The sequence below is a fragment of the Lysinibacillus sp. NPDC094177 genome (assembly GCF_050279145.1).
Classification (GTDB): domain Bacteria; phylum Bacillota; class Bacilli; order Bacillales_A; family Planococcaceae; genus Lysinibacillus.
In genome coordinates this window covers 50,850-65,644 of the sequence record NZ_JBNNTW010000007.1, presented here as the reverse complement: position 1 = coordinate 65,644, position 14,795 = coordinate 50,850, and the positions used below count along the sequence as shown (strand labels likewise).

General features: G+C 34.9%; 13 protein-coding genes and 1 pseudogene. 8 read left to right on the top strand and 6 right to left on the bottom strand.

Features of this window, described 5'->3' with window-relative positions; all coding sequences use genetic code 11:
- Positions 1–41 precede the first annotated feature (41 nt).
- Positions 42–308, top strand: coding sequence for a Parvovirus coat protein VP1-like protein (locus ACQKNC_RS13225; RefSeq protein ID WP_427425295.1), 267 nt, complete (start codon positions 42–44; stop codon positions 306–308).
- 252 nt (positions 309–560) lie between these two features.
- Here the strand turns inward: ACQKNC_RS13225 and ACQKNC_RS13220 are convergent, their stop codons facing one another.
- Together ACQKNC_RS13220 and ACQKNC_RS13215 are read right to left on the bottom strand one after the other, a co-directional pair.
- Positions 561–3,101, bottom strand: a complete 2,541-nt coding sequence (locus ACQKNC_RS13220; RefSeq protein WP_427425294.1) for a M13-type metalloendopeptidase — start codon at positions 3,099–3,101, stop codon at positions 561–563.
- A 223-nt stretch (positions 3,102–3,324) separates the two neighbouring features.
- Entirely contained in the window at positions 3,325–4,095 is a 771-nt protein-coding gene (locus ACQKNC_RS13215; protein ID WP_427425293.1) for a GNAT family N-acetyltransferase, read from the bottom strand.
- A 375-nt stretch (positions 4,096–4,470) separates the two neighbouring features.
- On the opposite strand from ACQKNC_RS13215, the pseudogene ACQKNC_RS13210 reads away from it, so the two are divergent.
- Positions 4,471–4,993: pseudogene (locus ACQKNC_RS13210) on the top strand (GNAT family N-acetyltransferase).
- Between the two features lie 58 nt (positions 4,994–5,051).
- Here ACQKNC_RS13210 and ACQKNC_RS13205 read toward each other — a convergent pair.
- Positions 5,052–5,915, bottom strand: a complete 864-nt coding sequence (locus ACQKNC_RS13205) for an AraC family transcriptional regulator (protein ID WP_427425292.1) — start codon at positions 5,913–5,915, stop codon at positions 5,052–5,054.
- A 477-nt stretch (positions 5,916–6,392) separates the two neighbouring features.
- Between ACQKNC_RS13205 and ACQKNC_RS13200 the strand changes: the two genes are divergently transcribed.
- Positions 6,393–6,785, top strand: a complete 393-nt coding sequence (locus ACQKNC_RS13200; protein ID WP_427425291.1) for an NUDIX hydrolase — start codon at positions 6,393–6,395, stop codon at positions 6,783–6,785.
- 133 nt (positions 6,786–6,918) lie between these two features.
- Here the strand turns inward: ACQKNC_RS13200 and ACQKNC_RS13195 are convergent, their stop codons facing one another.
- Together ACQKNC_RS13195 and ACQKNC_RS13190 are read right to left on the bottom strand one after the other, a co-directional pair.
- Entirely contained in the window at positions 6,919–7,131 is a 213-nt protein-coding gene (locus ACQKNC_RS13195; RefSeq protein WP_427425290.1) for a hypothetical protein, read from the bottom strand.
- Between the two features lie 18 nt (positions 7,132–7,149).
- Positions 7,150–7,326 carry a hypothetical protein gene (locus tag ACQKNC_RS13190; RefSeq protein WP_427425289.1) on the bottom strand — a complete coding sequence of 59 codons (177 nt, stop codon included), beginning with the start codon at positions 7,324–7,326 and terminating at the stop codon, positions 7,150–7,152.
- Positions 7,327–7,594: 268 nt separating this feature from the next.
- Between ACQKNC_RS13190 and ACQKNC_RS13185 the strand changes: the two genes are divergently transcribed.
- Complete coding sequence (locus ACQKNC_RS13185) at positions 7,595–8,413, top strand: MBL fold metallo-hydrolase (RefSeq protein WP_427425288.1); 819 nt, start codon at positions 7,595–7,597, stop codon at positions 8,411–8,413.
- Positions 8,414–8,613: 200 nt separating this feature from the next.
- Complete coding sequence (locus ACQKNC_RS13180; protein ID WP_427425287.1) at positions 8,614–9,615, top strand: hypothetical protein; 1,002 nt, start codon at positions 8,614–8,616, stop codon at positions 9,613–9,615.
- A 109-nt stretch (positions 9,616–9,724) separates the two neighbouring features.
- On the opposite strand, the gene glnA is transcribed toward ACQKNC_RS13180, so the two are convergent.
- Positions 9,725–11,059 (bottom strand): type I glutamate--ammonia ligase, encoded by a 1,335-nt coding sequence (gene glnA / locus ACQKNC_RS13175; RefSeq protein WP_427425286.1) that lies wholly within the window; start codon positions 11,057–11,059, stop codon positions 9,725–9,727.
- Positions 11,060–11,476: 417 nt separating this feature from the next.
- On the opposite strand from glnA, the gene ACQKNC_RS13170 reads away from it, so the two are divergent.
- The 3 genes from ACQKNC_RS13170 to ACQKNC_RS13160 are packed head-to-tail and all read left to right on the top strand — an operon-like array spanning position 11,477 to position 14,755.
- Positions 11,477–12,607 carry a SpoIIE family protein phosphatase gene (locus tag ACQKNC_RS13170; protein ID WP_427425285.1) on the top strand — a complete coding sequence of 377 codons (1,131 nt, stop codon included), beginning with the start codon at positions 11,477–11,479 and terminating at the stop codon, positions 12,605–12,607.
- Between the two features lie 3 nt (positions 12,608–12,610).
- Positions 12,611–13,033, top strand: coding sequence for an ATP-binding protein (locus ACQKNC_RS13165; RefSeq protein WP_427425284.1), 423 nt, complete (start codon positions 12,611–12,613; stop codon positions 13,031–13,033).
- Positions 13,034–13,060: 27 nt separating this feature from the next.
- Entirely contained in the window at positions 13,061–14,755 is a 1,695-nt protein-coding gene (locus ACQKNC_RS13160; RefSeq protein ID WP_427425283.1) for a methyl-accepting chemotaxis protein, read from the top strand.
- Positions 14,756–14,795: the final 40 nt, after the last annotated feature.

Sequence of the window (14,795 nt, the reverse complement as noted above, 5' to 3'; positions counted from 1 at the left end):
TATTTTATAGTAACAATTATTACTTTTAAAAAGGAGAATAGATGATGTACAGACACCGCAGATTTGGTTTTTGCTACCCTGGATATAGATATTGTGGACCAGGATGCTCAGGACCAGGTAGACCTATCAACGCTGTAGATTCATGCTGCAAATTACACGACGAATGTTATGACCGATATGGTAGATCAAGATATTGCGATGAAATGTTCCAAAATTGCTTACGACCACAAATGTACGCTAATACTAAAATGGCAAGAGATGCTAAATTGTTTTACAATATCTTCGAAGCGCGTAATCGGTTCTTTTAAACAATATAGAATGCTCACAATGATATTTTTTCATTAAAATAAAGTTATAGGCTAAAACTAATTTCACACATTATATGTATTGAAATAAAAAGGAGGATAGAAGAGCTAAATAAATTCGCTCTATCTATCCTCTTTTTTATAAAAAAATGAACATATTTACTACAACAATTAATTTGTATGTTAATTCAACACACCAGGTTAGTTATACAGTGATGTAAAAACTATCGGAATTAGCTCTATCTCCTCTAATTTTCACCAGATAGAAACTCGATCCTCCGGTGCTACATACATGCCATCTCCAGGTTTAATTCCATAAGTATCATAAAATTGCTGGAAGTTCACAATCGTGCGGTTTACCCGAATTTTAGCGGCTGAATGTACATCGTTTTTGCTCAGCATCGCTGCAAATTCTTTTGTAGTTGTAGATTTCCATATTTTTGCATTACTTTCGAAATATGCTTTATAATCCGGATTACTCATGTTGGATACAACTTGCAATGAAGCCGCCATTCCACCTAAATCAGCGACATTCTCGCTCTGTGTAAGCTGACCATCGCTCAACACACCCGGAATAATCTCAATTTCATTATAGAACTCAATCAATTTCTGGTTTTTCTCTTTGAATTTCTTAAAGTCCTTTTCTGTCCACCAGTTATTTGCATTTCCATTTTCGTCGTATGCAGATCCGTTGTTATCAAATGCATGGCTGATTTCATGGCCAATGACCATGCCAATGGCACCATAGTTTGCTTCAGGTTTAGCGTTAATATCATAGAAAGGCGCTTGTAGAATACCTGCTGGGAACGTAATTTCGTTATTAAGAGCATTGTAGAAAGCATTTACAGTATATACGCTCGTTCTCCATTTCGTTCTATCAACCGGTTTTCCTAGCTCGGCTTTCATGTTATCACTGTATGCTTTGTTTACTGAGACGGTATTAGAGAACAGCGAACCACCTTCGTCGTATGTCTTGATAGCTACTTTATCTAATGTCGTATCCCATTTATCTGGGTAACCGATCTTAACAATCATCGTATCCAGCTTTTTAATTGCTTTAGCTTTTGTAGTTTCTGACATCCAATCAAGAGATTTGATTCTTTCCTCATACGTAGCAATTAACTTCTTTACCATTTGTTCAACATCTTTTTTAGCTTCTGATGAAAAATGTTTCTCGGCAAACATTTGCTCCAAATATCCGCCCATTGTGCCTGTTGTCTTGGCTACTGCGATTTCTTGATCTGTTTTTTCACCTGTAACGCCTAATAACGTTGCGTCAAACTCAATACCAGCTTCTCTGAATTCATCTGACAACGAACCACTTGTTGCCATAAGCAATTGCACTTTGGAGTAAGCTTTTAGTACGTTAAGATTAGTCTCAGTCAAGAGATCCGCGCCTTTTTGCGCCAGCTTTACATCGGTTACGATCACTTTATCAACGCTGTCGACTTTCATCGATTTCAAGACTTGTTTCATATCTATTGTTTTGAACATGCCATCGAATTGTTCGATTGTATACGGATTATAGAATTTATTGACGTCGCCTTGTTCATGAGGTTCAAGTGATACGGAAGCTAGGCTTTTCTCCATATCATATACTTTTTCGGCATGTGCATTGGCAGCAGACTTTTCCTCGCCCGATGCTACAAGAAGTCTGGACATATATTGAATATAGGCTTTTTTCGCTTTCGAGTCTTCCGTTACAAAGCTGTTCTTATCCAGACCAGTAGTTAATCCAGAGTAATACAAAGCGTTTTCACTGCTGTTCTTTGCATCGTTCATGATTAAAAAGTTGAATAATGAGGTTAGACCCAATTCTTTCTCCAAGATAAGATCTGCTTGAACGAGTTCATCAAGCGTTTTAGCCCCGTCAATTGCCTTTACATATTTTTTGATGGGCTCAATCCCTTGTTTATTTCTATTTTTTGAATCCAACGCTGTCGTATAGAAGTCGGCAATTTTTTGTTCTTTTGTTCCTTCTGCGAACTGTTTGCCAGCGAGCTCATCTATTATTTTTTCTATTTTATCGTTATTTTGCTTGTACAGCTCGGGAAAGACGCCGCCCATGATTTCTCCTGCCGGAATTGTCGATTTATTTAACCATTCCTTATTGATTGCTTCATAAAAATCGTCATTTAAATGGGAACCTTTAAGCGTCCAAATTCTGGCGATAATGTTTTGGAACTCATCGATTGTAATAGTGTCATTTGCGCCTAATGTGCCGTCGGGGTTGCCCGTCAGTACCCCTGCTTTCGCTAGTTTATCGATATCTTTCTTGGCCCAAGTGGGCACATCTGTGAACTTGACGCCAAATGTTCCACTGCGCTGATCATTTCCGACAGGCTTTGGCAATTCGCCGAATGCCCTGCTCAACATGACTAAAGCTTCAATCTTCTTAGCGGGCTCATTCTCTCTTAAATCTCCGTTTTTAGAGCCTTGCATAATGGATTCTTTTTTAATTCCTGGTTGATAAGCGTCTGCTGCCATCAACAAGGTTTTAACGATTTCTCCTCTAGTCGCTGGTGGCGAAGTTTCATCGGCATATACCGATACGCTAACTGATAGGACCATAATTATGGCCATGAATAAGGATAAAAACTTCTTTTTCATCTTGGAGCTCCTCTTAAGTAAATTTGTATAAAAAAAGATAAATGTATATAATTTAGAATTTATACCATTTATAAACCATTGTAGTTGATTTTTTTCAGTTTGAAAATATGTAAGAAGCTTTTTCATTTTCACACTTAAACAAACTAAGGCTTTAGTTGAGGAAGATAAACAAACTAGAAGCATCATCTTTGAGAGCTCCTTTTGAATTACCGCAACATTAGATTGATTAACAAACAAATTAGTAATTGTAGTAAATAGGGTCATTTCTGGTTTAAAAGAGGATAGCTAGAGCGAATTTATTTAGGCTCTTCTATCCGTTTAATTTCTATACATATTTTGTGGCATTAACTATTAGCTTCAGCCTTGGCTTTTAATAAAATATTTTTTCACCGTAAGCATTTTTTATGTATTAAGATTTTATATAAATTACATATTTTTGCGGATTACTAAAGCCAAGCTTAATGCCTAAATGATAAGAAGCTTGGTTATGAATATCGCAATCCCAACAAGGCTGTATATCATTTAAAATACAATAATCTATAAATTCTTCTGCAATGAAGCTTGCTAATCCTTTGCCTCTATAATTCTGATCAGTTACTATATCAACCTCTGCAAATTGATGGGATTTAAAAATAGTGACAGCTTCACTAATAATCTTGTCTCCATGCTGCAAACAAAAACCAAAGCCATTTTCAAGAAAATTATTAGTAGAATCCCAGTATTCCTCATAATATTGATTGTCGAATTCTAAACAATGCTCAATTTGAGGTTGCTTGATTTTAATGAATTCGTAGTCAAGTAGCTCTCTTTTTTCTCTATCGTTATAAGTATTTTTAGCAAAAGTAAAAGTATATCTTTCTAGTTTTTTTATATGATCATCTAATCCATGTTCAATTTTTGTGTTCCATTCATCTGTGTAAGAAAACAATGTAAAACGTTTACTTTGTTCAATAGATTCTTGTAGTAAAGATCCTAGTTTATTTACGATTTGTTCGCTGGACGAATCGCCATAAACATAGTATATACCTGATTTAGTTTGAAATAGTAATGCATGGAAACTTTCATTGTCAGCGTAGACAGCGCCTTCTATTACTTGATCTAGTATGCTATAGACAAATGTTGGCGCCCTTTCTATAGTTTCTTTGATAATCGAATAATTCTCGGCTGTAACCTTGATCATTATCATTCCCCCTATTCTTTTGATATATCTTCATACATTATATCGTTAATAGAAATTATTGGGGTTACTGTTTAATATTTAAATATAATATACTGGGTACATAAAATTTGAAGGGACTGAATTATGCGCAGATAGCAATATTTTTCATCCAAACTTAAATCAATTATGCCTCGGCATAATTGCTTCCGAAATCGGCTTTGTGCTTAGGCCTGCACGAGGGCCGACACGATGTCGGTCATTTCGGTAATGCCACAGGGCGTGGCGTTTTTACCGATGCAGGTCAGTTAGCCGTTATCGCATGGATGCGATGATTTTAGGCTAACATCCTTTATGAACTCCTTTCCGATTCCGTGACATCCGCCGGAGGTAAAAGTAATGATCAAACAAATTTACACAAAAAGAAAATATTTAAGAAAAATGAAGATGACGGATGCACACAGTCTATTTAATATCTGGTCAGATCCGGAAGTTACAAAATTTATGAATATCACTAATTTTACTCATGTAGAACAAGCGAAGGAAATGATTGCTCTTTTTGATCAATTAGCTGCGAGCGTAAAGCTATTCGCTTTACATTATCATGAAGGGATCGAACAAAATAATCGGCTCTTGTGGATTTAATTCATTTGACGTAGACAACGCCTCAGCAGAGATTGGCTATGATCTTACTAAAGCTTGTTGGGGAAATGGCTATGCGCAAGAAGGTATTTTGGCTTTGATTGATTATGCTTTCACCACTTTAAACATAAATAGAATTGAAGCAAAAATTGAGCCTGGTAATATAAATTCTATAAAAGTAGTAGAGAAATTGAATTTTACTTTTGAAGGAACATTTCAAGAATATGAAGAATCAAAAGAATCTTTTTATGACCTTAATAGTTATACTTTAATAAAATAAATTGATTAAAAAAGCCAAGAATGTTACCAATAAACATTCTTGGCTGCTTTCATTTCTGTTACTTAATCGGAATCCAAATTTCAGAATATGAATCAGCGCTATATGCATCTTCATCAGGGTAAACCTCTAGTTCGGCTGTTCCTGCAGCTTTATATGGATTGGATGGGAACCACTCAGAATAAATTTGTTTCCAAGTATTTTGCATCGCATCTGGCATAGGCCCATGCACCTCAAAGACAACCCACTTCGACGCAGGTACCTCCATTGCTAATAGATTTTCTCCCACTTCCCCTACATGATCCGTAGCAATCCAGTAATCAATGAAACCACTTTGCTCTTGGCTTGTATTTGGTACACAAACACCTAGCACACCTTTAATGCTTCCGTTATTTAGTTGGATAAGTTGATGATCGAAGTTTTTCGAATTCATCTCAATCCAAAATTGAGAAATGCCTCGTAAATTCTCACCATTTTGACAATTATATGTTCTTTTTACCCCCACCACTTGAAACTTTTCTTTTTCTACGATTTTATACTTCATTGGTTCTGCTCCCTTCAGGCTCACCTGGATGACTAGGCGATTATATGATTGTAGTTGTCCTTGCTTCTTTCTTGCTTCACTCGGCGTTACGTGATGCTGCTTACGAAATGCCTTAGTGAAAGCTTCAGGAGAGTCGTAGCCATATTTGTAGGCGAGTTCGATAACTTTTTGCTCTGTATTTATTAACTCCTGTGCAGCTAATGTTAACCTTCTACGTCTTATATAATCCGCAATAGACATATCCGTTAAAATCGAGAAAGTCCGTTGAAAATGAAAGACCGAAGAATTTACCTCTCGTGCAATTTGCTCCATTGTGATGTCATCTAATAAATGCTCTTCGATATAATTTATTGCTTTTTGAATCGACTCAATCCAACTCAATTGCTCTCACTCCTTGTTTATAGATTAAAACATCATAATTAGTTATTCCTGTCTTTTTATGCTAACTTTGGACTGGTAAAAATGAAAGCTTTATTTTCACCATAGCGTGGTGTTGATTTCCGTTCCGACTGGTCGCTTTGTCGCTGACGCTTCGCTTTCGCACAGAACAAAGCTTCCTGGGGACGTCCGATGAGCCGCTTGGGCCAACAGATGTTTTTTGCGCGAAAGCGAAGTGTTAACGTAGCGGCAGCAAAGTGTTTTTGTCTGTGCGAAAGCGTAGTGCAACGTAGCGACAGCAACAGCACCGATGTTGGTCACGAAGGCGTTATCACAGGACGTAATGCTTTTAGCCTTCGTTCCCCTTTCGCTGATCCCCAAGGAGTCGACCAGTCTCCACTCCAATCAACCTAAAAAAGTCATACCTATTTTTGGATAATATGGGTTAAAATTAGTATAAAATAAATGAAATTGGAGTTTTTGATTTTGGGTAAATGGCAAGGGGCTGCAGGAATTTGCTTAAATGAAGTCAATCAATTATTAATGGTTTTACAAGGTACTAAAGAGGAAGAAAAAACATGGGCAGTACCATCAGGCGGAATAGAAGCTACTGAAAATTTTGAGACATGTTGTATACGCGAAGTGTATGAAGAAACAGGATTTGTAGTAGACATCGTCAGAGAAGTGTTACATAAAAATAATGAAGTAGTAGAAGTTCGTTATTTCGAAACAATCATTAAAGGTGGACAAAAGACGATTCATGATCCCGATGAATTAATTTATGAAATCGCGTGGAAATCAAAGGAGGATTTACTAGATATAAAATTAACCTTTCCTGAAGATAGACAATTTCTATTATCATTATTTCAATAATCGAATCATCATGCATTAGGATGGATGGTGTTAGGAAGATCCTATCAGAAGCATAGTACTTGGCATAACCTCTCGCATATATCCATAACCGCGGGTATTTCCCTTTCACCCGCGGATTACTCTTCTATTATGATTACTTCATTTTTACTTTTTCAACGGCAGCTTCATATATCAATTCATCATCAATTTTAATATATTGATTTTTCGCTGCCTTACAATAGCCTTCTTGTTCTAAAAAATCCTTTAGCTCAGATTTCTTCGCAAATATTTTTTCAATGACAGTCTTCTCCACCCCAGATTCATCATCTGTTCTTTTAGCAATTGATACCCAATATATTTTTGACAATTTATATCCTCCAATCAATTATTTATAAATAATTAAAGCTGAATGTATAACTGTATGCTCCCCTATATATAACGTATTATATTTGATATCAACTATTAAATAATCACTTAAATCTAATAGAGCGTTATTAATATCATTTTCAAATTGCACAATATCATTGTTTTGGATCGATACTACTTGAGTCGCTTGTGTCATACATTTTTCTCCTTTTCTTCTAATCATAGATTAAAAGGAAGTTTTTGTCACAAAAAAATATAATCGTAATAGGAGTAGCACATAAACAGAGTACAGTAGCTCATTTAATTAGCATTTCAAACTGTCTCTTAATTCATACTCCCTCTCACTCTTATATGGTAGAGTTTAATCGGAGCGCTCGTAAAATTACCCACTTAAAACAAAAAATTTCAATTAAAATTTAATACACTATACAGGATTAAAATGTCTAGAAAGGTAGGTTTTTTTTTTGAAAATTACAGCTATCCTCGAAAATTCGAAATTAGATAAAAAATTAACTGCAAAGCATGGTTTATCATTGTATATAGAAACAGAACCGATGAACATAATTTTTGATTTAGGCCCCGATCACTCTTTTATAAAAAATGCACAAGCTCTAGGTATCGATTTAAATAAAGCACATGCAGTAATTATTTCGCATGGGCATTCTGATCATATTGGAGGGTTAAATTATTTGGAGGAAGTAAATAAACATGCTCCAATTTATTTATCTTCGAATGCATTAGAATCTCATTGGTTAAAAATTGGACCCTATTATCATAATGTAGGAGCAAAGGATACTATAGATAATTACGATAATCGTATGATGTTTGTTGATGATGGTATAGAAATTACAGAGGGAATTCATATTATTCCTTTAGAGCCCACAAACGAATATACGAAAAATCTTTATAAAGGGGATAAGAAGAAATTAGACGATTTTAATCACGAAATAGTGTTAGTCATTGAAAACGAAAATGGATTAGTTTTATTTAGCGGTTGTAGTCATCACGGAATAGTAAACATAGCTAAAACTATAACTAAAAAATTTCCAACTAAGAATATCAACGCAATCATTGGGGGATTTCATCTAATTGATCTTCCCATAGTTAACACTTTAGGAAAGACAAGAGAAGAAGTTATTTCAATTGGTCATACATTAAATGAGATGAAGATTGACTGTATTTATTCTTGCCACTGTACTGGAGCAAAAGGATTTAGCATTCTCAAAACTGTTTTAAAAGGAAAATTACAATCTTTTAAAACAGGGCAAATTATTGAGCTTTAGTTGATGTTACAAAATTATCTACTAAAAGTTCAAATTTTACGCATTCATCTATTTCTAATCATTATAAATATTATAATCTTAGCCTAAATGGAGAGATTCACTTAAAAAAAATAGAGCGAACAATAATACTATCGTGTGCCGCTATATTCCTATTCATCGTTTTTAAAGCCGTATATTATGGTGTACAAGCAAATAGATCTTTGATTAAACCCCAAAGTTCAAATCATTATCAAATAATAGATAAAGATTTTAATAAAACAATAGACGTACCTTTTACTAATATTCACTCATATAGGGGTAATGCTGACTTTATTTATATGAGTGTAGATCAAGAGAGTCCTTCTCTTGATAATAAAATTGTTGAATATAATCGAAAGACTCAGAAATACAAAACAATATTTAATAGCAAAATTAAATTGCCCTCAGTTCAAGGGATAGAATTAAATGATACTTGGTTATTGTGGGTAGATACTGATGAACAAGGAGGGTATCTAAATCCATATTTTATGAATTTAAAGACGCAAGAAATTCAACCATTGACAAAAGAAAATGAAGAAAATGTTACTAATGATTTTCCCATACTAATTGGGGATTATGCAGCTTGGATTAAAATGGATAGAAAAGGTGAAAAAGCGGAAGTTATGCTTAAGAATCTCAAAACAAGCGAAACAATTAGTATATTTAATTTAAATAGCTTTACATTCAGGAATATGTCCTTGTCTGCAAAGGATGGAAAAATATTATTTACTGATGAAAAAGATCATTTTGGATACCTCTATTTGTATGATGTGAAAAGTAAAGAAATAAAAGAATTCAAGAGTTCATTTGAATTTATTGGTTGGGCAAGGCTTCTGAATAATCAACAATGGGTTTATCTAACATTTGACGACCCTACTAAATCTTCAACTGGTGATGGTAAGCTGATTTTTTATGACTCTTCGACCAATCATACTCAAGAAGTTGTTTCGGATATGTTAGATGTAAATAATCTTCTCACTGATTTTAATAATCAAGTATTTTTAGATACTAATGCTTATAAATACTATAAAAAATTTAAGATAAAGGATCATTTATTGGTCGAAGATGGTTGGTTGGAAGCACCTTATTTGTTTAGATATCCAGCTGAAAATAATATTTATATTTTTGACCAAGAACTAAATGAAAAATACAAATTAATTATTCAAAGTGAACTACCTAACTAAAATAGCTATTCCTATTTTGAAAATAGGGATAGCCTTCTTCTTTGACACTCAATTCTTCACATTTTGGATCAAAAAAGTGTTGGAGCACCAAAGCTCCAACACTCCTCTTCTAATACATTTTCAAATATTCTTCCCGCTCCCAATTGTGGACACGTGTACGGTATTTATTCCATTCTATTTCTTTAGCAGCCGTAAATTTCTCAAAGATATGATCTCCAAGTGCTTCACGTACAATAGGATCCATTTCGAGTTCAATAAGTGCATATTCCAATGATGCCGGGAGACTGTCAATGCCATTTAATTCTCGCTCTTCTCTTGTCATTTTATAAATATTTCGATCTACAGCGTCTGGAGGGGTTAGATCTTTGCGAATTCCATCGAGCCCAGATGCTAAAATAACGGCCATCGCTAAATAAGGGTTGGCTGCTGGATCGACAGAACGAAGCTCAATACGTGTTGATAATCCTCGTGAAGCTGGAATTCGAATAAGTGGTGAACGGTTTTGTGCAGACCACGCTACGTAGCAAGGAGCCTCATAGCCAGGCACTAATCGTTTATAAGAATTAACAAGTGGGTTCGTTACAGCTGTAAAACCATGTACATGTTTTAGTATTCCTGCCATAAAGCTACGTGCTGTTTGGCTTAATTGCAATTCTGCATTTTCATCATAAAACGCATTTTTATCCCCTTCAAATAATGATAAGTTGAAGTGCATTCCAGAACCGTTAACCCCAAATAGCGGCTTAGGCATAAAGGTTGCGTGCAATCCATGCTGTGCAGCTATCGTTTTTACAACAAGCTTAAACGTTTGAATATTATCACATGCTTCGATAGCACTTGCATATTTAAAGTCGATTTCATGTTGACCAGGTGCAACCTCATGATGTGATGCCTCAATTTCAAAGCCCATTTCTTCTAACTCTAATACGATATCACGTCGGCAGTTCTCTCCTAAGTCAGTTGGGGCTAAGTCGAAGTATCCACCACTATCATTTAACTCAAGTGTTGGATGCCCTTTTTCGTCTAGCTTAAATAAGAAAAACTCTGGCTCTGGTCCTAAATTAAATGAGCTAAAACCTAACTCCTCCATCCCCTTTAAAACCCTCTTCAGATTGGAGCGTGGGTCACCTTCAAACGGTGTACCATCTGGTCTAACAATATCGCAGATGAAACGAGCCACCTTGCCTTTTTCAGCGGTCCAAGGAAAAATTACGAAGGTATCACGGTCAGGACGCAAGTACATATCTGATTCTTCAATGCGTACAAAACCTTCAATCGATGACCCATCAAACATAATTTTATTATCCAATGCTTTTTCTAATTGGCTAACTGGTACTTCAACGTTTTTTATTGTTCCTAATATATCAGTAAATTGTAGGCGAAGAAATTTCACATTTTCTTCCTTAACACGGCGTTTAATATCTCCTTTTGTATAATGTTTCATTTTTCACCACTCCAATGTAATTTTAATTAACACATTTTTTTATAACTGTTTTTAAAATACATCAAAAGAACAAAAAACACAATATCTATGTGAGGTTTTATTACATTCTTTTTTCGGAATATATTAATCTTTTTTTCAGATGAATAGAGTTCCCCTCTCAAGGTCTTTAGACTCAACAAAAAGTGTTTTAGTTAAAATTTTTTGACTTTATTGCCTGAAGCAAGAACTTTTTTTCCATATTTTATATCACAATAGTCTTGTATAACGTCATATTTATTGGTAAATTTATAGCAAAATAGAATTTTTAATATTCATCAAATAAGTAAATATGGCGTATATAATAATAGTCGGAAATTATTATGTGCGAATTCCAAAAATCTTCTGTTAAAGATACATAAGGCGGTGGATGTAAAAAGCATGTCAGTATTAATTATTGGCAACGTAAGTAATGATGTGTTGCGTCTGCAAAAATATTTTCATCGTATCGACATCAAAAATGTTCATTGCTTCACAACAACTGAAGCAGCAATGAATTATTTATCAGATTCTTTGAAAGAAGAGCTAGAATTAATTATTCTCGATGCAAAAATGACACTTAGAAATTGCGAGAACATTTGTCTGCTAATCGACGAACTAAAAAACTGGATCGATGCCCCTATCCTTCTTTCTACTACTTACGAAAAAAACATTACAATTGATAGGGTTTTTGAAGCCGGGATTTTCGATTTTATTTTAAAACCATTTGATTTCACGCAGTTTAAAACTCGGATTCAAGTGGCTCTTAAATATCAAAAGGAAACCAAGCTTCGAAAGCAGAAAGAAAGCACTATTCAAAAAGATTTAATTGTCGCAAAAAAATTCCAAAAAAATGCATTATCTCTTCCATTGAATCTTGAGCATATTCAGATCGATGGGCTTTACGTTACATCTAATACATTAGGAGGTGACATGTACTGCTGGTTTAAGATTAATGAACATTTAACTGCCATTCTTCTTTACGACGCAATGGGACATGGCATTGCCGCATCACTCGTTACAATGTCCATTAGATCTTTGTTAAAAGGAATAATTACGAAATTAATTGATCCAGTTTTAGTAATCCGAGAACTTAACCGCCAAATTTACGAGTTATTTTCTGATGAAGATATGGACCGTTTTTTAATGACAGCTATCTACATACTCATTGATACGAAAAACGGAACTTTACACTATGTTAATGCGGCTCATCCATCTGGTTTTTTATTCGGAAAATATGGAGAGACAGTGTTCCTCCCAGCAAATACACCTATTCTAGGGTTATTCCCAACCATTCGCATCAATAAAAAAACGATACCTTTATCTGGATGGCATCGCATAATACTTTATACGGATGGATTATTGACAATAAATGAGCAACATGTTGTTGATATGGACTTTTTCCATTCCTATGCTTCACAAGATAATAGCTATGCTTTGCAAAAATTTTCCCAAAAATACGATTTATTCGACAATGATTTCAGCGATGATATAACAGTAGTCTCAATAACAATTACATTACAGGGCCGGTGATTGATGATGGTATTCATACTCAATATAAATCCTGATTCACAATCTATAGCTTACATAGATCAAGTTATGGAGAATTTTACAAATGTATATAATCTACCTTTTAAAAGAGAAATACGATTTGTCGTACACGAATTAGTTATAAATGCTATTGAAGCCATGGAAAAAATCGAGCCATACTCTAAAAAAGCAATTCAAGTACACGTATACCACTCTAACGAAGAAATAAAAATAACAGTTATCGATGAAGCGAAAGGTATTGCTGAATATGATTGGGATAAGGTTCTACAATTTGATTTAAACGAATTGGATTATTCAGATCGTGGGCGAGGTTTATTTTTTGTTAAAAATATGGTCGACCATATTTGGTTTGAAAACATTTCTGAAACAAAATTTTTAGTTGGTATTTCAAAAAAGATTCATATATAAAGTAAGCGTAAAATTGGAGGAATTTTCATGAAGGTGTCAATCCGAAAAAAAATGAGTCTGTTAATATTCGGGTGTATTTTGTTACTTACTACACTTTTAGCAGGAATAAACTTTTATGTTGCCAAAAAAAATCTTTTAGAAAGCGCAAATACAAAACTTTTATCAGATATTCAATTGGGCTATGAATATTTAGATGCTAAATTTCCTGGTGAATGGTCCATAAAAAACAATCAATTGTATAAAGGCGACATTAATATGGTCGAAAATTTTGAAGCAGCTGATAAAGTTGGACAGCTAACAAACGGAAACGCGGTCTCAATCTTCCAAAACGATACTCGTATTAGTACAAATATAGTCGAGAATGGAGAACGCGCTTTAAATACAAAGGTTTCTGATGAAGTTGCCAAAGTTGTGTTAGGAGAAAAAAAACGTTTTATCGGATCAGCAAATGTCTTAGGTAGTATGCATCAAGGAGCCTATGACCCAATTTTGAATAGCCAAGGGGATGTTATCGGAGTATGGGCAACCGCAGTTCCAACCGCTCCTTATATAAGCATTGCCACAAAGTCTGCACTGGAAAATGTAGCGATTTCCTTAGGAATCGCCATATTAATAATTGTTGGAATTAGTTGGTTTTTACAGCGACAAATCATCACTCCTATCAATATTTTAAGTACAAACGCCAAAGAGTTAGCAAATTTAAATTTAAATGTAAAGTTATTAAACCCTAAAGGTAAAGATGAGATTGCTGTTTTAGCAAATGCCTTTAGTGATATGAAAAATCGTTTAACAGAGACGATGACAATCGTAGCTGGTAGCGCCAACCAAATAGCTAACTCATCGCACTCATTAGCAGAATCATCACACCAAACAAGTGAAGCTTCTAACCAAATTGCACTTACGATGAATGAAATTGCAGTTGGCACTACGACTCAATCTGATCAGGCTGAACAAATAGTGTCAATGATGCAAAAAACAATTGAAGAAGTATCGAGTAGTTTACAAAAGGCTGAGAACACTTTAAATAATGCTATAGAATCGACCCATATCGCACGCAAAGGTGAAGAGGCAATTAATGAGGCTATCAAGCATTTAAGCGACGTCACGCAAACAGTGTCTTACGCAACAGATTCTATCCAAAAACTCGGTAAACGCTCCGAGGAAATTGGTGGCATTATTACCGTTATTACCGGTATTGCAGAGCAAACAAATCTACTGGCTCTCAATGCAGCCATCGAAGCAGCACGGGCAGGAGAGCAAGGAAAAGGGTTTGCCGTTGTTGCATCAGAGGTACGCCAGCTAGCTGAACAATCAAGTTTAGCATCAGGACAAATTACAAATCTCATTAATGATATTCAGGCTGAAACCTCCGTGACAGTTCGCACGATGGAAAGTAATCTGCTAGCAGTAGAGGAACAAGTAACAATTATCAATAAAGGAGGAACTGCTTTAAAGGAAATTGTTGAAAAAGTCGAAGAAACAGAAAAAGGCGTTGAGCAAATGAAGGCTGCATTTACACATGTAAACAACAACTCCCTAGGTGTTCAACAAGCCATTCAAGATATTTCCCGTATCATTGAAGACTCCGCAGCAGCAACAGAGGAGATTGCCGCAACATCAGAAGAACAATATGCAACCGTTGCAGAAATTACACAAAGTTCAGATGAATTAGCATCAGTCGCTGATAAATTACAAAATGAAGTCAATAAATTCAAGTTTTAATTTCTAAAGGATTTTCTAATACGAAAAAGAAAATGGAGGC

Excerpts from the sequence above, each read along its gene's own strand:
- ACQKNC_RS13225 (WP_427425295.1), top strand. The coding sequence starts at position 42 with ATGATGTACAGACACCGCAGATTTGGTTTTTGCTACCCTGGATATAGA.
- ACQKNC_RS13220 (WP_427425294.1), bottom strand. The coding sequence starts at position 3,101 with ATGATGCTTCTAGTTTGTTTATCTTCCTCAACTAAAGCCTTAGTTTGT.
- ACQKNC_RS13215 (WP_427425293.1), bottom strand. The coding sequence starts at position 4,095 with ATGATCAAGGTTACAGCCGAGAATTATTCGATTATCAAAGAAACTATA.
- ACQKNC_RS13190 (WP_427425289.1), bottom strand. The coding sequence starts at position 7,326 with ATGACACAAGCGACTCAAGTAGTATCGATCCAAAACAATGATATTGTG.
- glnA (WP_427425286.1), bottom strand. The coding sequence starts at position 11,059 with ATGAAACATTATACAAAAGGAGATATTAAACGCCGTGTTAAGGAAGAA.
- ACQKNC_RS13170 (WP_427425285.1), top strand. The coding sequence starts at position 11,477 with ATGTCAGTATTAATTATTGGCAACGTAAGTAATGATGTGTTGCGTCTG.
- ACQKNC_RS13165 (WP_427425284.1), top strand. The coding sequence starts at position 12,611 with ATGATGGTATTCATACTCAATATAAATCCTGATTCACAATCTATAGCT.
- ACQKNC_RS13160 (WP_427425283.1), top strand. The coding sequence starts at position 13,061 with ATGAAGGTGTCAATCCGAAAAAAAATGAGTCTGTTAATATTCGGGTGT.